7 protein-coding genes are annotated in these 20,225 nt (G+C 76.4%); all 7 read right to left on the reverse strand.

Annotated features, from left to right (window positions below):
• Nucleotides 1-13: 13 nt before the first annotated feature.
• The 7 genes from ABT238_RS24140 to ABT238_RS24170 all read right to left on the reverse strand — a co-directional run bounded on the left by ABT238_RS24140 (nucleotide 14) and on the right by ABT238_RS24170 (nucleotide 20,196).
• Nucleotides 14-1,309 (reverse strand): MFS transporter, encoded by a 1,296-nt coding sequence (locus ABT238_RS24140; protein ID WP_350787819.1) that lies wholly within the window; start codon nucleotides 1,307-1,309, stop codon nucleotides 14-16.
• Nucleotides 1,306-14,730, reverse strand: coding sequence for a non-ribosomal peptide synthetase (locus ABT238_RS24145; protein WP_350787838.1), 13,425 nt, complete (start codon nucleotides 14,728-14,730; stop codon nucleotides 1,306-1,308). The genes ABT238_RS24140 and ABT238_RS24145 overlap by 4 nt, the downstream gene beginning before the upstream one ends.
• A gap of 42 nt (nucleotides 14,731-14,772) precedes the next feature.
• Nucleotides 14,773-15,771 (reverse strand): TauD/TfdA family dioxygenase, encoded by a 999-nt coding sequence (locus ABT238_RS24150; protein ID WP_350564433.1) that lies wholly within the window; start codon nucleotides 15,769-15,771, stop codon nucleotides 14,773-14,775.
• A gap of 8 nt (nucleotides 15,772-15,779) precedes the next feature.
• A complete protein-coding gene (locus tag ABT238_RS24155) occupies nucleotides 15,780-15,992 on the reverse strand; it encodes an MbtH family protein (protein ID WP_350564271.1) in 213 nt (70 codons plus the stop codon).
• 249 nt (nucleotides 15,993-16,241) lie between these two features.
• Nucleotides 16,242-17,426, reverse strand: a complete 1,185-nt coding sequence (locus ABT238_RS24160) for a cytochrome P450 (RefSeq protein WP_350564273.1) — start codon at nucleotides 17,424-17,426, stop codon at nucleotides 16,242-16,244.
• A 107-nt stretch (nucleotides 17,427-17,533) separates the two neighbouring features.
• On the reverse strand, nucleotides 17,534-18,397 hold the full coding sequence (locus ABT238_RS24165; protein ID WP_350787912.1) for a thioesterase II family protein: 864 nt from the start codon (nucleotides 18,395-18,397) through the stop codon (nucleotides 17,534-17,536).
• On the reverse strand, nucleotides 18,394-20,196 hold the full coding sequence (locus ABT238_RS24170; RefSeq protein WP_350787927.1) for a non-ribosomal peptide synthetase: 1,803 nt from the start codon (nucleotides 20,194-20,196) through the stop codon (nucleotides 18,394-18,396). Before ABT238_RS24170 ends, ABT238_RS24165 begins: the two co-directional genes overlap by 4 nt.
• Between the last annotated feature and the right edge of the window lie 29 nt (nucleotides 20,197-20,225).

Below are 20,225 nucleotides of genomic sequence, written 5' to 3' on the forward strand. Positions count from 1 at the left end.
GGGAGGCGGGGGTTCAGAGGGCGGCGGGGCGCTCGGGGAAGTCGCGCCGGGTACGCAGCGGGCCGGCCAGCAGGACGGCGCCGGCGGAGAGCAGCACGCTCGCCATGATCCAGATGGTGGTGCGGGCGCCGAGCACCTCGCCCAGCCAGCCGCCGAGCAGGGCGCCGACCGGGATGGCGCTGAAGTTGACGGTGGAGGCGCTGGCCCGGATCCGGCCGATCATCGCGGGCGGGCAGTAGGACTGGTAGAAGCTGCCGGCCAGGACGTTCCCGGCGATCACCCCGCAGACCGCGACCGACCAGGCGACCGCGCTCACCGCGAGCGGCAGCCGGGTGCCGGCCATCGGCAGCAGCAGGATGAACGGGGCGGCGACCAGCTCGCAGAGCAGCAGCCCGCGGGCGGTGCCGAACCGGCGGGCGATCCGCCCGGCGAGGGCCGCCCCCGCCAGGCCGCCGACCGAGACCACCGCGAAGACGGCGCCGATGCCACCGGGCGAGACCCCGACGCTGCGGACCAGGAAGATCGTCTGGACGGCCTGGATGCCGTTGAGGCCGAGGTTGCCGACCGTCCCGAAGACCGCCAGGTTCCGCAGGTAGGGGTCGTGGGCCAGGAAGCGCACGCCCTCGCCGATCTCGCGCAGGATGCCGCGCCGCTCGGAGACCGGCGGCGGGGTCTCCTGCACCTTGATGGTGCCCAGGCAGAGCGCCGAGACCAGATAGGTCACCGCGTCGGCGAGCAGTCCGCTGGCGGCGCCGAACACCTGGGACAGCAGGCCGGCCAGGCCGGGCCCGGCGATCTCCGCCGCGGAGTCCCCGGAGCGCAGCTTGACGTTGGCCTCCAGCAGGTCGTCCTTGGCGACGATCGACGGCAGGACGGCCCCGTAGGCAGTGGAGAAGAACACCTTCACCGCCCCGGCCAGCAGCGCGACCAGGATCAGCTGGGCCATCGTCAGCGCGCCGAACCAGCCGGCCACCGGCACGCTGCCGAACAGCACCAGCAACAGCAGGTCGCAGACCAGCATGACCTTCAGCCGGGGCCAGCGGTCCACCCAGGCGCCGGCCAGCAGGCCGAGGAAGAGCCACGGCACCCAGGCGGAGGCGGTCAGCACGCCGACCATGAACGGCGAGGCGTCCAGGGTCACCACCGCCACCAGGGCGAGGGCGACGTTGCCGACGGCGGTGCCCAGCCCGCTGGTCGTCTCGCCGACCCAGAGCTTGCGGAAGTTCGCCTGGGCCCAGAGGCCCCAGCGGCTGCGACGGGGTCCGTCGTCCACCGCGGGCGGCTCGACCGGGACGGTAGTCGTGGTCATCGCGGGTCACTCTCCAGCGTGTCGGCCAGCACGGCGGCGATCCGTGCGAGGGGCTCGGGTTGGGTCAGGGCGCCGTGCGCGCAGTCGATCCGGTGGGCGGTGACGGGACCGCCGAGGTACGGGGCCCAGGCGGCCTCGTAGGGCCAGTCGGCGGGCTTGTCGGCGGTGGCGCCGACGAAGACGGCCGCGCCCCGGTAGTGGCCGGGCACGTGCTCGGCCATCAGCTTGCGGTGGTGCTCGAAGACGTCCGGCAGGAGGCCCGCGGCCTCGCCGAGCAGGGCGGCCAGGTCGGCCTGTCCGCGCCCGTCGGCCGGGTCGTAGCCGAGCGAGGCGAGGAGTTCGGCGAGGGTCTCCACCGGGTCGTCGGAGGCCGGGCGCTCCTCGGTGACCGCCCCGGCCGGGAGGCCGTCGAGCAGGGCGAGCAGGGCGACCTCCTGGCCCGCCGCCTGGAGCTGGACGGCCATCTCCTGGGCGACCACGGCGCCGAAGGACCAGCCGAGCAGATGGTACGGGCCCTGCGGGCGCACGGCCCGGATCTCCCGGACGTAGTCGGCGGCGATCTCGCTGACGGCGGCCGGTGAGCCGCCGCGCAGGCCGCGGGCCTGGAGGCCGAACACCGGGCGCTCCGGGTCGAGGTGGCGCAGCAGGCCGGAGTAGACCCAGCTGATGCCGGCGGCGGGGTGGACGCAGAACAGCGGCGCCTCGGCACCCTCGGCGCGCAGCGGGAGCAGCACGTCCAGGGCGTCGGAGCGCTCGCCCCCGGCGGTGTCCAGGCGGCGGGCGAGGCCGGCCGGGGTGGGGGCCTCGAACAGGGCCCGCATGCCGAGGTCGGCGCCGAAGGCGGTGCGGATCCGGGCGAGCAGCTTCATGGCGAGCAGCGAGTGGCCGCCGAGGTCGAAGAAGCCGTCGTCGATGGTGACGCCGCCGACACCGAGCACGTCCGCGAAGAGCGCGCAGAGCCGCTCCTCGCGCGGGGTGCGGGGGGCGCGGCCGGTGGGCGAGGCGGTGAGGTCGGGGGCGGGCAGGGCGCGCCGGTCGACCTTGCCGCTGCCGGTCAGCGGGAGGGCGTCGAGCAGGACGACCGCCGCCGGGACCATGTGGCCGGGCAGCGCTTCGGCGACGAAGGCGCGCAGCTCGGCCGGGTCGGGCGCGCCGGCGCCCTCGGGGACGGCGTAGGCGACCAGGCGGGGGCCGCCGGGGCCGTCCTCGCGGGCCGTCACGGTGGCGGCCCGGACGCGCGGGTGGCGGGTGAGCGCGTGCTCGATCTCGCCGAGTTCGATCCGGAAGCCGCGGATCTTGACCTGGTGGTCGGTGCGGCCCAGGTAGTCCAGGCCGCCGTCGCGGGTGCGCCGGACGAGGTCACCGGTGCGGTACATCCGCGCGCCCCGGGTGAACGGGTCGGCGACGAAGCGCTCGGCGGTCAGCGCCGGGCGGCCGAGGTAGCCGCGGGCCAGGCCCGCGCCGGCGAGGTACAGCTCGCCGGGGACGCCGGGCGGGACGGGGGCCAGGTGCTCGTCCAGCACGTAGCCGCGGGTGCCGAGCACGGTCCGGCCCAGGGAGGGCCGGTCGGTGGCGGTGAAGGGGTGGGTGAGGGCGTCGACGGTGGACTCGGTGGGGCCGTAGAGGTTGCGGGCGGTGGTGTGCGGGGCCGCCTCGCGCAGCCTGGTCCACAGCGCCTGGCCGACGGCCTCGCCGCCGAGCAGCAGCACCTTCGGGGCGGCCTCGCCGTCCAGCAGGCCCTCGGCGACCAGTTGTTCGGCGTAGCTCGGGGTGACGTTGACGCCGCTGATGCCGGTGGCGCGGACGTGCCGGACGAGGGCGGCGGCGTCGCGGCGCAGCTCGTCGCCGATCAGGTGCAGCTCGTGGCCGGCGATCAGCCAGAGCAGGCTGTCCCAGGAGGCGTCGAAGCAGAGCGAGGCGGTCAGGGCGACGCGCAGCCGGCCGTGGGCGCGTTCGGCCTCGCCGAAGGTCTGCGCCCGGTGGTGGGCCAGCAGCGCGGCGATCGAACCGTGGGTCACCACCACGCCCTTGGGGCGGCCGGTGGAGCCGGAGGTGTGGATCACGTAGGCGGCGTGGGCCGGGTCGGGGGCGGCGGCGGGTGCCGGAGCCGGGACGGCCGGTTCGTCGGAGTGCACCGGCAGGGTCGGCAGCCCGGTGAGCAGCTCCGGCAGCGGCCAGCCGTCGTCGGTGACGACCAGGGCGGGCGCGGCGTCGGCGAGCGTCGCCGCCGTCCGCTCGGCCGGGTACTCGGCGTCCAGCGGGAGCGAGGCCGCGCCGGACTTGAGGACGGCGAGCAGGGCGACCACCGTCTCGGCCGAGCGCGGCAGGGCCAGGGCGACCACCCGGTCCGGCCCGGCGCCGGCCGCGCGCAGCCGGGCGGCGAGCCGCTCGGCGCGGGCGTCCAGTTCGGCGTAGTCGAGCCGGGTGGTGCCGAAGACCAGCGCGGTCGCGTCCGGGGTGCGGGCCGCCTGGGCGGCGAAGGCGGCCGGCAGCAGCGGCAGCTCGGCGGGCAACGGCGCGGCTGCGGCGAGGAGTTCGGCCCGCTCGCCGTCCGCCAGCAGGTCGGCCCGGCCGATCGGCCGGCCGGGGTCCGCCGCGACGGCGGCCAGCAGGCGGCCGAAGCGGGCGGCGATCGCCTCGACGGTCTCCCGGTCGAACAGGTCGGTGGCGTAGTCGATCGCGCACTCCAGCCCGGCGGGCGCGCCGTCGGCGTCGAAGGACTCGCCCATGCCGATCGAGAGGTCGAACTTGGCGGCGTACCCGCCGACCGGCTCGACCACCGCCGGGAGCCCGGCGAGGTCCGGCGGGGCGTCCCCGACCCCGGCGGCGCCCGGGGTGCCGCCCTGGAGCAGCAGCATCACCTGGAAGAGCGGGTGGCGGGCCAGCGAGCGGACCGGGTTGAGCTCCTCGACCAGCCGCTCGAACGGCACGTCCTGGTGGGCGTGGGCGTCGAGCTGGCTCTCCCGGACGCGGCCGAGCAGATCGGCGAAGCTGGGGTCACCGGAGGTGTCGGTGCGCAGCACCAGGGTGTTGACGAAGAAGCCGACCAGGTCGTCCAGCGCCTCGTCCGAGCGGCCCGCGACCACCGAGCCGATCGGCACGTCGGTGCCCGCGCCCAGCCGGGTGAGCAGCGCGGCGAGGCCGGCCTGCAGGGTCATGAACATCGTCACCCGGTGCTCGCGCGCCAACCGGACGAGGCCGCGGTGCAGTTCGGCGCCGAGCGGCAGGACGACGCGGTCGCCGCGGTGGCCGCTGTCGGCGCGCCGGGGGCGGTCGGCGGGCAGCGCGATCTCCTCCGGCAGTCCGGCCAGGGTGTCGCGCCAGAAAGCGAGTTGGCGCGCGGCCGGGCTCTGCGGGTCCGCCTCGTCGCCGAGCAGCCCGCGCTGCCAGAGCGCGTAGTCGGCGTACTGGACGGGCAGCGGGCGCCAGGCGGGCGCGGTGCCGTCACGGCGGGCGGCGTAGGCGGCGGCGAGGTCGCGCAGCAGCGGGTCCATCGACCAGCCGTCCCCGGCGATGTGGTGCAGCACCAGGACCAGCAGGTGGTCGTCGGTGCCGTCGCCCGCCGGGAGGAGGTGGGCGCGGATCGGCAGCTCGGCGGCGAGGTCGAAGGGGACCTCCGCGAAGGCGGCGACCGCGTCCGCCGGGTCGGCCGGCGCCGTGGTGCGGTGGTCCAGCGGGACGCGGGCCCCGGCGGCCGGGAGGATCCGCTGGTACGGCTCGCCGTCCTGCTCGGCGATCACCGTGCGCAGGCTCTCGTGCCGGGCGACCAGGTCGCCGAGGGCCGCGGCGAGCACGGCGGGGTCCAGCGGGCCGCCGACGCGCAGGGCGAGCGGCAGGTTGTAGAGGGCGCTGGGGCCCTCCATCCGGTCGATCAGCCAGAGCCGGCGCTGGGCGAAGGAGAGCGGCAGCCGCTCGGGGCGCGGGCCCGCGGTGAGGGCGGGCCTGGTCGCGGCGCCGCCGTCCAGGCGCTCGGCCAGGCCGGCGACGGTCGGGGCCTCGAAGACGTCCCGGATGCCGAGTTCGGAGCCGAGCACCGAGCGGACCCGGCCGGCCAGCTTCATCGCGAGCAGCGAGTGGCCGCCGAGCGCGAAGAAGTCGTCGTCGATGGAGACCCGGTCGAGGCCGAGGACGTCGCCGAACAGTCCGCAGAGCAGTTCCTCGCGGGCGGTGCGGGCCGCTCGGCCACCGCTGAGGAGGCCGAAGTCGGGGGCGGGCAGAGCCCGCCGGTCGACCTTGCCGCTGCCGGTCAGCGGGAGGGCGTCGAGCGGGACGACGGCGGCCGGGACCATGTGGCCGGGCAGCGACTCGGCGGCGAACCGGCGCAGCTCCTGGGCGAGTTCGGAGCTCGGCGGGGCGGTGGTGGCGCAGTGGGCGACCAGTCGGCGGTCCCCGTCGGCGCTCTCGTGCAGGGTGACCACGGCCTGGCGGACGCTCTCGTGGCGGGTGAGCGCGTGCTCGATCTCGCCGAGTTCGATCCGGAAGCCGCGGATCTTGACCTGGTGGTCGGTGCGGCCGAGGTAGTCGAGACCGCCGTCGCGGGTGCGCCGGACGAGGTCACCGGTGCGGTACATCCGGGCGCCGGGCGTGAACGGGTCGGCGACGAAGCGCTCGGCGGTCAGCGCCGGGCGGCCGAGGTAGCCGCGGGCCAGGCTGCGGCCCGACAGGTAGAGCTCGCCGGGGACACCGGGCGGGACGGGGGCCAGGTGCTCGTCCAGGACGTAGGCCCGGGTGCCGAGCACGGCCCGACCCAGGGACGGGCGGTCGGTGGCCGCGAAGGGGTGGGTGAGGGTGTCGACGGTGGCCTCGGTCGGGCCGTAGAGGTTGCGGGCCTCGGTGTGCGGGGCCTCGCGCAGCCTGGTCCACAGCGCCTGGCCGACGGCCTCGCCCCCGAGGAGCAGCACCTTCGGGGCCGCCTCGCCGTCCAGCAGGCCCTCGGCGAGCAGCTGTTCGGCGTAGCTGGGGGTGACGTTGACGACGCCGACGGACTCGCCGCGGACGTACCGGACGAGGGCGGCGGCGTCGCGGCGCAGCCCGTCGCCGATCAGGTGCAGCTCGTGGCCGGCGATCAGCCAGAGCAGGCTGTCCCAGGAGGCGTCGAAGCAGAGCGAGGCGGTCAGGGCGACGCGCAGCCGGCCGTGGGCCCGCTCGGGCTCGCCGAAGGTCTGCGCCCGGTGGTGGGCCAGCAGCGCGGCGATCGAACCGTGGCTGACCAGCACGCCCTTGGGGCGGCCGGTGGAGCCGGAGGTGTAGATGACGTAGGCGGCGCTTTCGGGGTCGATCCGCACGGGCGGCTCACCGGCCGGCCGGTCGGCCCAGGCCGCGGCATCGGCGGGCAGCACGGTCAGGCCGTCCAGCACCTCGGGCAGCGGCCAGCCGTCGGTGGTGAGGACGGCCGCCGGGCGGGCGTCGGCGAGCATGTGGGCGGTGCGCTCGCGCGGGTACTCGGCGTCCAGCGGCAGGAAGGCGGCCCCGGCCTTGAGCACGGCCAGTTGGGCGACCACGGTCTGCGCCGAGCGCGGCAGGGCGAGCGCGACCACCGACTCCGGGCCGATCCCGGCCGCCGTCAGGCCGTGGGCCAGGCGGTTGGCGCGGGCGTCGAGGTCGGCGTAGCTCAGCCGGGTGGCGCCGAAGACCAGGGCGGTCGCCTCCGGGGTGCGGGCCGCCTGGGCGGCGAAGGCGGCCGGCAGCAGCGGCAGCTCGGCGGGCAACGGGGCCTCGGGGGCGAGGAGTTCGGCCCGCTCGTGCTCGGCCAGCAGGTCGGCCCGGCCGATCGGGCGGTCGGGGTCGGCCACCACGGCCGCGAGCAGGCGGCCGAAGCGGGCGGCGATCGTCGCCGCGGTCTCCCGGTCGAACAGGTCGGTGGCGTAGTCGAGCGCGCAGTCCAGGCCGGCGGGCGTGCCGTCGGGGCCGAAGAACTCCTCCAGGGTGACGTTCAGGTCGAACTTGGCGACACCGGTGTCCGAGGGCAGCGCCTCGGCGGTCAGGCCGGGCAGCTCCAGCGCGCCCTCGCCGGCGGACTGGAGGACCAGCGCGACCTGGAAGAGCGGGTGGCGGGCCAGCGAGCGGACCGGGTTGAGCTCCTCGACCAGCCGCTCGAACGGCACGTCCTGGTGGGCGTAGGCACCGAGGCCGGTCTCCCGGGCGCGGCCCAGGAGTTCGGCGAAGCTGGGGTCACCGGAGGTGTCGGTGCGCAGGACCAGGGTGTTGACGAAGAAGCCGACCAGGTCGTCCAGCGCCTCGTCCGAGCGGCCCGCGACCACCGAGCCGATCGGCACGTCGGTGCCCGCGCCCAGCCGGGTGAGCAGCGCGGCGAGCGCGGCCTGCAGGGTCATGAAGAGGGTGACCCGGTGCTCGCGGGAGAGCGCGACGAGAGCGCGGTGCAGCTCGGCGTCGATCGGCAGGGCGACGCGCCCGCCGCGGTGGTCGGCGCGGGCGCCGCGCGGGCGGTCCCGGGGCAGCGCGATCTCCTCCGGCAGATCGGCCAGGGTGTCGCGCCAGTAGGCGAGTTGACGGGCGAGCAGGCTCTGCGGGTCGGCCTCGTCGCCGAGCAGCCCGCGCTGCCAGAGCGCGTAGTCGGCGTACTGGACGGCGAGCGGCTCGAAGACCGGGGGCTCGCCGCCGAGGCGCAGCGTGTAGGCCTCGGCGAGGTCGCGCAGCAGCGGGCCCATCGACCAGCCGTCGCCGGCGATGTGGTGCAGGGCGACGACCAGCACGTGCTCGTCCTCGGCGAGGCGCAGCAGGGTGACCCGCACGGGCGGTTCGGCGGCCAGGTCGAAGGGGCGGCGGGCGGCGCGGTCCACCTCGGCGTCGACGGATTCCGGTGCGCAGTCGAGGAGTTCGACCGGGACGGCGGCTTCGGGGCCGGCCACGGGGAGGATCCGCTGGTAGGGCTCGCCGTCGTGTTCGGCGATGACGGTGCGCAGGCTCTCGTGCCGGGTGACCAGGTCGCCGAGCGCGGCGGTGAGCGCGGCGCGGTCGAGTTCGCCGGTCAGCCGCAGCGCGAGCGGCATGTTGTAGAGGGCGCTGGGGCCCTCCATCCGGTCGATCAGCCAGAGCCGCTGCTGGGCGAAGGAGAGCGGCAGCCGCTCGGGGCGCGCCGCGGCGCTGAGCGCGGGCCGGACCTCGGCGCCGTCCAGGCGCTCGGCCAGGCCGGCGACGGTCGGGGCCTCGAAGACGTCCCGGATGCCGAGTTCGGCGCCGAGCACCGAGCGGACCCGGCTGAGCAGCTTGGTGGCGAGCAGCGAGTGGCCGCCGAGGGCGAAGAAGTCGTCGTCGATCGAGACGGCGCCGTCCAGGCCGAGGACCTCGGCGAACAGGCCGCAGAGGATCTCCTCGCGGGCCGTGCGGGCGGCCCGGCCGCCCGCGCTCGCGGCGAAGTCGGGGGCGGGCAGGGCGGCCCGGTCGAGCTTGCCGTTGACGTTGAGCGGCAGCGCCTCCAGGGTGACGAAGGCCGCCGGGACCATGTAGTCGGGCAGCGCGGCGGCGGCGTGGGCGCGCAGCTCCGCCGGGTCGGCGCCGGTGGCCAGGTAGGCGACCAGCCGGGTGCCGGCCGTGCCGTCCCGGTGCGGCAGCACGGCGGCCTGCCGCACCTGCGGGTGGCCGGCCAGGACGGTCTCGATCTCGCCGGGTTCGATCCGGAAGCCGCGCACCTTGACCTGATGGTCGGTGCGGCCGAGGAACTCCACCGAGCCGTCGGCGCGGCGCCGGGCGAGGTCGCCGGTGCGGTACATCCGGGCGCCCTCCTCGTACGGGTCGGCGACGAAGCGCTCGGCGGTCAGCGCCGGGCGGCCGAGGTAGCCGCGGGCCAGACCGGCACCGCTCAGGTAGAGCTCGCCGGGCACGCCGACGGGCACCGGGCGCAGCCGCGCGTCGAGCAGGTGGGCGCGCAGGTTGGACAGCGGGCGGCCGATCACCGGGCGGGTCACGGTGGCGTCGAGGCGGTGGTGCAGGGCGTCGACGGTGCACTCGGTGGGCCCGTAGATGTTGAGCACGAGGGTGTCGGGGGCGGCGGACAGGGTGGTCCACAGCTGCTGGCCGCAGGCCTCGCCGCCGATCATCAGCACGGCGGGCGGGCAGGTGGTGAGCAGGCCCTCCTCGACCAGCCGTTCGGCCTGGCCGGGGGTGACGTCGAGGACGTCGGCGCCGGTGCGGGCGAGGTACCGGACGATGGCGCCGGCGTCGCGGCGCAGGTCGTCGCCGATCAGGTGCAGTTCCTGGCCCGTGGCCAGCCAGAGCATCCCTTCGAGGAAGGTGTCGAAGGACATCGAGGCGGTCGCGGCGAAGGTGAACCGCCGCCCGGGGTGGGCCTGCCGGGCGAGCCTCAGGGTTTCGTCGCGGTGGAAGGCGTGCAGGTTGGCGAGGCCGCCGTGCCGGACCACGACGCCCTTGGGGCGGCCGGTGGAGCCGGAGGTGTAGATGACGTAGGCGGCGCTTTCGGGGTCGATCCGCACGGGCGGCTCACCGGCCGGCCGGTCGGCCCAGGCCGCGGCGTCGGCGGGCAGCACGGTCAGGCCCTCCAGCACCTCGGGCAGCGGCCAGCCGTCGGTGCTCAGCGCGGCGGCCGGGCGGGCGTCGGCCAGCATGTGGGCGAGCCGGTCGCGCGGGTAGTCGGAGTCCAGCGGCAGGTAGGCGGCGCCGGCCTTGAGCACGCCGAGCAGGGCGACGATCGACTCGGCCGAGCGGGGCACGGCGAGCGCGACCAGCGATTCGGGGCCGATGCCGGCGGCGGTCAGGCCGTGGGCGAGGCGGTTGGCGCGGGCGTTCAGCTCGGCGTAGCTCAGCCGCAGCCCGCCGGAGACCAGGGCGGTCGCGTCCGGGGTGGCGGCGGCCTGGGCGGCGAAGACGGCCGGGAGGAGCACCTCGGCGCCGGGGCGGGCGGTGTCGTGCCAGCGGGCGAGCTGCGCGTGGCCCGCCGCGCCGAGCACGTCCAGTTCGGCGACCGGGCGGTGCGGCTGCGCGGCGGCCTGGGCGAGCAGGTGGACCAGCGCGGCGGCGAGCCGCTCGGCGGTGGCACGGTCGAACAGGTCGACGGCGAACTCCAGGCCGCCGGACAGGCCGGCCGGGGCGCCGTCGGGGTGGTGGCGCTCGGAGAGGGTGAGGGTGAGGTCGAAGGCGGTGGTGGGCAGGCCCAGCGGCTCGTAGGCGGCGCGGGTGCCGGGGAAGGAAGGACCGTCGCCGGCGGTGTTGTCGAAGGCGATCATCACCTGGAACAGCGGGTGCCGGGCCAGGGTGCGGGCCGGGTTCAGCTCCTCGACCAGGCGCTCGAACGGCACGTCCTGGTGGGCGTAGGCGGCCAGGTCGGCCTCCCGGACCCGGGCCAGCAGTTCGGCGAAGGTGGGCGCGCCGCTGAGATCGGTGCGCAGCACCAGGGTGTTGGCGAAGAAGCCGACCAGGTCGTCGAGGGCGGTGTCCAGGCGGCCGGCCAGCGGGGTGCCGATCGGCAGGTCGTCGCCGGCGCCGAAGCGGTGCAGCAGGGCGGCGTAGGCGGCCTGGAGCACCATGAACAGGGTGACGCCGTGCTCGGCGGCCAGGGCGGCGAGCCGGGCGTGCAGGGCGGCGTCGAGTTCCAGCTCGACGACGTCGCCGCGGTGGCCGGCCACCGGCGGGCGCGGGCGGTCCAGCGGCAGCGGCAGCTCGTCGGGCAGGCCGGCCAGCGCCTCGCGCCAGTGGGCGAGCTGACCGCCGAGCAGCGACGCCGGGTCGTCGTCCGCGCCGAGCAGCCGGTGCTGCCAGAGGGTGTAGTCGGCGTACTGGACGGGCAGCGGCCGCCAGGCCGGGGCTGCGCCGGTGCGGCGGGCGGTGTAGGCCTCGGCGAGGTCGCGGAACAGCGGGCGCAGTGACCAGCCGTCGCTGGCGATGTGGTGCATCACCAGGGTGAGGACGTGCTCCTCGGGGCCCTCGGGGGTCAGGTAGGCGTGCAGCGGGACGTCCGTCGCCAGGTCGAAGGTGTGCTGGACGAGGTCCTGCGCGGGGCGGTCGGTGACGGTGAGCAGCGGTGCGGGCGGCGCGGCCAGCACCCGCTGGTGGGGCACGCCGTCGTGCTCGGTGAAGACGGTGCGCAGGCTCTCGTGGCGGGCGGCGACGTCGCCGAGGGCGGCTTCCAGGGCGGCGGTGTCGAGCGGGCCGGTCAGCCGCAGGGCGAAGGTGACGTTGTAGGTGGCGGCGGGGCCCTCGGCCTTGCCGAGGAACCAGAGGCGGCGCTGGGCGAAGGAGACCGGCAGGTGCTCGGGGCGCGGCTCGGGGCGCAGCGCGGGGCGGGCGGAGGCGCCGGCGATCCGGGCGGCCAGGGCGGCGACGGTCGGGGCCTGGAAGAGGTCGGCGATGGCGAGTTCGGCGCCGAGGTCGGCGCGGACCCGGCCGACCAGGCGGGTGGCGAGCAGGGAGTGGCCGCCGAGGGCGAAGAAGTCGTCGTCGATGGTGATGTCGTCGATGCCGAGGAGCTCGCCGAACAGCGCGCACAGGGCCTGCTCGCGCTCGTCGCGCGGGGCGCGGCCGGCGGTGTCGGCGCCGAGGTCGGGGGCGGGCAGGGCGCGCCGGTCGACCTTGCCGTTGGCGTTCAGCGGCAGGGCGGGCAGCACCACGACGGCGGAGGGGACCATGTAGCCGGGCAGGGTGTCGGCGGCGAACCGCCTGAGCCCGGTGGCGAGGTCCGGGTGCGCGTCGAGGGCGGCGGCGGGCACCGCGCAGTAGCCGACCAGCCGGGTGTCGCCGGGGCGGTCCTCGCGGGCGACCACGATGACCTGGCGGACGGCGGGGTGGCGGGAGAGCACGGCCTCGATCTCGCCCAGCTCGATCCGGAAGCCGCGCAGCTTGACCTGGCCGTCGATCCGGCCGAGGAACTCGATCGCGCCGTCGGCCCGGCGGCGCACCAGGTCGCCGGTGCGGTACATCCGGCCGCCCTCGTCGTACGGGTCGGCGACGAAGCGCTCGGCGGTGAGGGCGGCCCGGCGCCAGTAGCCGCGGGCCAGGCCCGCCCCGGAGACGTACAGCTCGCCGGGCACGCCGGGCGGCACGGGCTGGAGGCGGGCGTCCAGGACGTGGGCGCGCATGTTGTCCAGCGGCAGGCCGATCGGCGCCCGGGCGCCGTCCAGGTCGGCGGGCACCAGGTGGTGGAAGGTGGCGAAGGTGGTGGCCTCGGTGGGCCCGTAGACGTGGGCGAGCAGCAGGTCCGGGCAGTGGTCGAGGACGCGGCGCATCAGGGTGCCGGAGGCGGCCTCGCCGCCGGTGCAGACCACGCGCAGGGCGCGGAAGGTCTCCGGGGCCTGCTCGGCGACCAGGTCGAACAGGGCCTTGGTGAGGAAGACCGCGCTGACGGCGTGCCGGGTGGCGAGGGCGTGCAGGGCGGCGGCGTCCAGGGTGCCGGGCGGGGCGACGACCACCGTGCCGCCGTGCAGCAGTGGCGTCCACAGCTCGTAGGTGGCGGCGTCGAAGGCGTGCGGGGAGTGCAGCAGGATCCGCTCGTGCCGGCCGTCGCGCCAGCGGCGGTCGTCGGCGAGGTCGACCACGTCGCGGTGGCGGACGGCGACGCCCTTGGGGGTGCCGGTGGAGCCGGAGGTGAACATCACGTAGGCCAGCCGGTCCGGGTGGACGGGCAGGGCGGGGTCGTGGTCCGGCCGGCCCGCCTCGTCGCCGGGGCGCACCACGGTGGCGGTGTGCGCGAAGCCGGGCTCGGCGCGGTCGGTGAGCAGCACCGGCGCGCCGGTGTCGGCGAGCAGCGCGGCCATCCGCTCGGGCGGCAGGCTCGCGTGCATCGGCACGTAGCAGCCGCCGGCCTTGAGCACGGCGAGGGTGGCGACCACCAGGTCCACCGAGCGCTCCATCAGCAGCGCGACCGGGGACTCGGGGCCGACGCCGGCGGCGGTCAGGTGGTGGGCGAGCCGGTTGGCGCGGGTGTTGAGCTCGGCGTAGGTGACGGTGCCGCCGTCGTGGGCGAGGGCGACGGCGTCCGGGGTGCGGGCGGCCTGCTCCTCGACCTGGGCGGGCAGCGCGCCGGGGCGCACCGGCGCGGCGGTGGCGGTCCACTCCCGGGCGAGGCGGGTGCGCTCCTCGGGGGCGAGGATGTCCAGGGTGCCGATCGGCACCCCGGGGTCGGCCACCGCGGCGGCGAGCAGCCGGGCGTAGCGCTCGAACAGGGTGGTGACGGTGGCGCGGTCCCAGAGGTCGGCCGCGAACTCGGCGGAGCCCTCCAGGCCGGCCGGGGCGCCGTCCGGGCCGTGCCGCTCGGTGACGCCGATGTTGAGGTCGAACTTGGCGACCCGCAGGCCGAGCGGCTCGGGCGCCGACTCCAGCCCGGGCAGGCCGAGTTCGCCCTCCTCGTGGTTCTGGAGCACCAGCAGGGTCTGGAACAGCGGGTGACGGCCGAGCGCGCGGGCCGGGTTGACCTCCTCGACCAGCCGCTCGAACGGCACGTCCTGGTGCGCGAAGGCGTCCAGCTGCGACTCCCGGACGCGGCGCAGGAGTTCGGCGAAGGACGGGTCGCCGGACGTATCGGTGCGCAGCACCAGGGTGTTGACGAAGAAGCCGACCAGGTCGCTCAGCGCCTCGTCGGAGCGGCCGGCCACACCGGTGCCGAGCGGGATGTCGGTGCCGGCGCCGAGCCGGGTGAACAGCGCGGCCAGGCCGGCCTGGAGGACGGCGAACAGGGTCGAGCGGTGGGTGCGGGCCAGCTCGGCCAGCGCGGCGTGCAGCTCGGGGGCGAGGGCGAACGGGACGGCGTCGGCGGCGCCGGTCGGCACGGGCGGCCGGGGCCGGTCCGCGGGCAGCTCCAGCTCCTCCGGAAGACCGGCGAGAACTCCTCTCCAGTAGTCGAGTTGACGGCTCATCAGGCTGTGCGGGTCGGACTCCTCGCCGAGCAGCTCGCGCTGCCACAGGGCGTAGTCGGCGTACTGGACCGGCAACGGCTCCCACTGCGGCTCGCCGCCCGCGAGCCGGGCGGTGTAGGCCTCGGCGAGGTCGCGCAGCAGCGGGCCGAGCGACCAGCCGTCGCCGGCGATGTGGTGCAGCACCACGAGCAGCACGTGCTCGGGGGTGCCGGCGGGGTCGTGGGCGCCGCGGGGGGCGGCCGGAGTGAGCGAGAAGACCGTGACCCGGAGCGGGAGTTCGGCGCTCAGGTCGAAGGTGTGAGCGGCTTCCGCGTCCCGCAGGGCCGGGTAGTCGGCCGGTGCGCACTCCACCGTGGCGAAGGCGACGGCCGCCTCCGCCGGCGGCAGGATGTGCTGCACCGGCACGCCCTCCCCGTCCACCGGGAACACCGTGCGCAGGGCCTCGTGCCGGGCGACCACGTCCGCCGTCGCGGCGCGCAGCGCGGCGGTGTCGAGCGGGCCGCGCAGGCGGACCGCGAACGGCAGGTTGTAGAGCGCGGTCGGCCCTTCGATCTGGTCGATCAGCCACAGACGCTGTTGTGCGTACGAAACCGGGATCACGGTGCTTCCTCTGCTCACGTCACGGGCGGGTGGGGGGCGCCGTCACGCGGCGACGGCGGTGGTCGGCAGGACCGAGGGGCGGCAGTCGAGGACGTCGACCGGGCGGCCCATCGCGACGGCGATCCTGCGGTCGCCGCGGTACGGGTCACGGCCGTGCGAGCACAGCACGTTGTCGACCAGCATCACGTCGCCGACCTGCCAGGCCTCCCGGACGGTGGCCGCCTCGTAGGCGGCGTTCAGCGCGTCCACGTCCTCGCGGGTGAGCGGCTCGCCGTCGCCGAAGCCGGTGTTGAACGGCAGGCCGTCCGGGCCGAACTCCTCGACCATGGCCTCCCGGATCTCCGGGTCCAGCGACCACTCGTTCCAGAAGGCCAGGTGGTTGAACCAGACCTCTTCGCCGGTGTGCGGGTGGTGGATGGTGGCCGGGCGCAGCTGGCTGGTGCGCAGGTTGCCGTCCTCGGTCCACTCCCAGGAGATGCCGTTCTCCCGGCAGTAGCGCTCGACCTCGGCGTGGTCCTCGGTGGCGAAGGCGGTCCGCCAGCCGAGCGAGACGTAGTCCGAGTAGCTGCGCTGCAGCGTCCAGCCGGAGGTCCGGCCGCGCGCCGCCAGGTGCGGCGGCAGCGCGGCGAGGACCTTGCGGACGTCGGCGGTCGGGGTGGCGCCGCCCTGCTCGGGGGCGATCAGGCAGGCGAACAGCAGCCGGCCGGGGAAGGTCAGCGTGTAGCTGTTCTCGTTGTGCATCCGGATCGGCTGCGCGGGCGGCAGGTCGGTGGACGAGAAGACGCCGTTGCCGAAGTCGCTGCGCGGGGTGGCCTTCTCCCGGTACGGGGTGGGCTCGGGGATCAGCACGTCGCGCACCGCGGCGACGTCCTCGGTGGCGGCGACCGGCAGGCCGCGCAGGAAGATCGTGCCGTGCTCGTGCAGCGCGGCGGTCAGCTCGGCCTCGTGGGCCCGCAGCCAGGCGCAGCCCTCGGCGAGGTCGGCGACGGCCGGCACGTGGGCGAGGGCCGGGCGGCCGGGGTTCAGCTCCCAGGTGACCATGGCGGCGCTCACCGGGTTTCGAGGCCGGCGACCAGCGAGGCCGGGCGGATGTCGGTCCAGTTGGCCTCGATCCACTCCAGGCACTCCTGGCGGGGGGCCTCGCCGTGGACGCTGGTCCAGCCGGCCGGCACGTCGATCCAGACCGGCCAGAGCGAGTGCTGGTTCTCGTCGTTGACCAGGACGAGGTAGCCGGCGTTGTCGTCCTCGAACGGGTTGCTCACGGTGGTCTCCTCGGTGAAGTGGTGGTCGTGGTGCGGTGATTCGAAGGTAGGGGCGCGGCGGGCGCGGAAGCGGCACGAGGCCCGGCAGGAGAGCGGCAGTTCCGGGACTGCCGTCCTCCTGCGCGGGCCTCGCGCGGGGGCGGATCGGGGGTGGGTCGGGTGGTGGGTCGGGTGGCGGGTCGGGTGGGTGGCTCGGTCGGACGGACGGGCTGGGCGGACGGGTGCCGCGCGGGGTGGCGCGGGACGCGCTCAGCGGGGCGTCAGGCGGACCGGGAAGCGGTCCAGGCCGAAGTTGATGATCGAGCGGTTGAACTCCGCCGGACCGGCCGGCTCGATCGACGCCGCCTTCTCCAGCGCCGCCGTGAACAGCGCGCTCAGCTCGGTCTTCGCCAGCGGCGCGCCGATGCAGTAGTGGGCGCCCAGGCCGAGCGCCAGGTGCTTGTTGGGCGAGCGGTCCAGGCGGATCTCCTCGGGTGCCTCGAAGGCCTCCGGGTCGCGGTTGGCCGACCACACCCAGACCGCGACCCGGTCGCCGCGGCGGATCCGGCGCCCGGCCAGTTCGGTGTCCCGGGTCGCGGTGCGCAGGGTGTGCAGCCCGACCGAGGTCCAGCGCAGCAGTTCGTCGACGGCGGAGTCCATGGACACCTCGCCGCGCTGCAACCGCCGCCACAGATCGGGGCGGTTGACCAGGGTGTGCAGCCCCATCGCGGCGGTGTGGCGGACCGTCTGGACGCCGCCGACCACGATGTTGTCCAGGTTGAGCACGACGTCCTCGACCGGCATCAGGCGGCCGTTCACCTTGTAGGTGGCCATCATCGAGATCAGGTCGTCGCGCGGGTCGGTGCGCCGCAGCATCACCTGGTGCAGCAGGTAGGGGATCAACTGCTGGTGCCCGGCGCGGCGTTCCTCCGGGGTGGCGCCGAGGAAGGCCACGTCGCAGACCCGGACCACCATGTCGCGGTCCTTCTCCGGGACGTCCAGCAGGTCGCACATGACGGCCAGCGGCAGCGCGGAGACCACGTCGACGAGGTCCGCCTCGCCCTGCTCCACGGCCCGGTCGAAGAGCTCGGCGGCCCGGTCGGCGATCGAGCGGGAGGCGCCGCGCACCCCGCCCTTGGAGAAGAACGGGTTGGCGGGGGCCCGCAGTTCGCGGTGCCGGGGCGGATCGGTGAGGGCCATCATCCGGCCGGAGCCGACCGGGACGTTGCCGACGCCCGCGCCCAGCAGCGAGCCGGACTCCGAGCTGAAGACGGCCGCGTTGCGCAGCACCTCGGCCGACTCCCGGTAGGTCATCACCGACCAGATCGGGCCGTCGTCGACGGTGTCGGTGCGGTGCACGGGCGCCTCGGCGCGCAGGTCGGCGACCAGCTCCGGGATGTCCGGGCGGGCCCAGAGGCCGGGGTCGGTGAGGTCGACGGTCGTGGTGGTCACCATGGGTACGGCTCCTCGGTGGCGGTCGGGTCGGCCGGGCGACGGCCGGCCGGGAGGGGGCGGGGCGGTACGGGGCGGGGTGGTGCTCGGGAGGGTGCTGGGACGGGAGGTCAGGTGGTCAGGAGCGCGGTCAGCAGGTCGACCGGGCCGGGCAGGTCGACGGTGGCGAGCAGGTGCCCGCCGGGCAGGACCCGGTGGCCGAAGGCGCCCCGGGTGTGGGCGGCCCAGCCGGTGAGGCCGGTGGTGGCCAGCATCGGGTCCTCGGCGCCGGCCACCGCGTACAGCGCGGAGCCGATCGGCGGGCCCGGCCGGTGGCGGTAGGTGACGCTGACCGCGAGGTCGGTGCGGATGCCGCCGAGGGCCAGCTCGACCAGCTCCGGGTCGGCCCGGAGCAACTCCTCCATCCCGGTCAGGCGCAGGAGTTCGGCCGCGTCGAGGTCCTTGGTCTCGCGCTCGGTCCACTCGGCCGGGCTGGGCGCCCCGGCCACCACCACCAGCTCGGGGCGGCGGTCGGCGGGCAGCGCCCGGGCCACCTCGTAGGCGAGCAGGGCGCCGAAGCTCTGCCCGTAGAAGGCGGCCCGCCGGCCGGGGCCGAGGTGCGGGGCCAGGGCCCCGGCGACCGCCTCGACCAGGGCGGCGAAGTCGGCGGGCATCGGATCGCGGCTGCGCCCGCCCCGCGCCGGCGGGCGCAGCGCCCACACCTCGGCGGCGGGGGCGATGGCCCGGGCCAGCGGGGTGAAGGCGGTGGCGTCACCGCCGGCGTGCGGGAAGCAGAACAGCCGGACGGGGGCGGCGGGTTGGGGTGCGGGGAGGAGGAACCAGTCCCCCTCGACGCGCGGCCGGGTGGCCGGAACGGCCCGGGCGGAGGCGGCGGACGCCGCGGGTGCCGGGCCCCGGCGGAGCGGGGCGGAGGAGGCGGCCGGACGGGGCCGGGCGGTGAGGGGCGGTCGAACCCCCGGGGCCGGGGCGGTCACCGGGTGGCCGGGCGGCGGGGGGTGAGGGCCGGGCGGGCGGCGGCCGGGGCGGTGGTGGTGGCGCGCCGGACGGCCTCGGTGAAGGCGGCCAGGTCGGCGGCGTCCAGCAGGTGGCGCAGCTGGAGCTCGACGTCGAGCTTGCGGCGCAGCAGGTGGACGACGCGCAGGGCGGCGAGCGAGTGGCCGCCGAGGCCGAGGAAATCGTCGGTGGGCAGCACCTCGGGGACGCCGAGCACGGTGCGCCACACCTCGGCGACCTGCTCCGCCACTCCCCCGCCGGTGCTCTCCGCGGCCGGCTCGGCGGCGGGCGCGGGCAGCGCGCGGTGGTCGGTCTTGCCGTTCGGGGTGAGCGGCATGGCGTCCAGCACGGTCACGGTGGCCGGCACCAGGTGCGCGGGCAGGGTGCGGCGCAGGGCGGCGAGCAGCGTGGCGGGGTCGGCCGCGGGGCCGGTGACGTAGGCGGCCAGCCGGGTGTCCCCGGGCGCGGGCTCGTGCACGGTCACGGCGGCGGCGGTGACGCCGTCCAGCTCCGCCACCGCGTGCTCCACCTCGCCGAGTTCGACGCGGAAGCCGCGCAGCTTGACCTGCCGGTCCACCCGGCCGACGTACTCCAGCAGGCCTTCGGCGGTGCGGCGGGCCTGGTCGCCGGTGCGGTACATCCGGGCGCCCGGCTCCGGGGCGAACGGGTCGGCGACGAAGCGCCCGGCGGTCAGCCCGGGTTGTCCGGCGTAGCCGTGCGCGAGGACGGGCCCGCCCAGGTACAGCTCGCCGACCGCGCCGGGCCCGGCGACCGGCACCAGCCGCTCGTCCAGCAGGTAGGCGCGCACGCCGGGCATCGGCTCGCCGAGGTGCGGGCCGGGGCCGGTGATCCGGGCGGCGATCACCTCCACGGTGCACTCGGTCGGCCCGTACAGGTTGAACGCCTCGACGCGGCCGTCGGCCAGCTCGCGCCAGGTGCGCTCGGGGACCGGCTCGCCGCCCATGAACAGGCGCGGGACGCCGGCGCCGTTCCTCGGGTCGAGCAGCGGCTCGCGCAGCAGCTGCCAGTGGGACGGGGTGAGGTCGAGGTCGGTGACGCCGTGCTCGGCGAGCAGCGCGGCCAGCCGGGCCGGGTCGGCGCGCCGGGCGTCGTCGACGACCACCAGGGTGTCGCCGCGGCAGATCCGGATCCACTGCGGGACGGAGGCGTCGAAGGAGACGCTGGCGTTCCAGGCGACCACGGCCGGCTCGCTCCGGTGGGCGCCGATCGCCTCCAGGTTGGCGGCGAGGCGGGCGACGGCGCCGAACGGCACCTCGACGCCCTTGGGGCGGCCGGTGGAGCCGGAGGTGTGGATGACGTAGGCGGGGTCCAGCGGGTGGGTGACGGTGTCCGGGGCCGCGGGCCCCTCGGCGTCCGGGCGCAGCACGGCGACGCCGGCCGGGACGGGCGGCGCCGGGTCGGCGCTGACCACGGCGGTGAGGCGGGCGTCGGCGGCCATGAAGGCGATCCGCTCGGCCGGATAGGCCGGGTCCAGCGGGACGTACGCGGCGCCGGCCCGCCAGACGGCGAGCAGCGCGACCGGCAGGTCGAGGGTGCGGGCGAGGTGGACGCCGACCCGGTCGCCGCGCCGGACGCCGGCGGCGCGCAGGGCGGCGGCGAGGGCGGCGGTGCGCCGGTTCAGGGCGGCGAAGTCGAGGCTGCCGTCGGCGGCGTGCACGGCGGGCCGGTCGGGGTGGGCGGCGACGGCGGCGCGCAGCCGGGTCAGCAGGTCGGTGGCCGTGGCGGGGGCGATGGTGGCCGGCTCCGCGAAGGTGGTCATGGCGGGGTACTCCTCGGTGAAGGGCTGGG

The sequence above is a fragment of the Kitasatospora sp. NPDC001527 genome (assembly GCF_040298605.1).
GTDB lineage: Bacteria > Actinomycetota > Actinomycetes > Streptomycetales > Streptomycetaceae > Kitasatospora.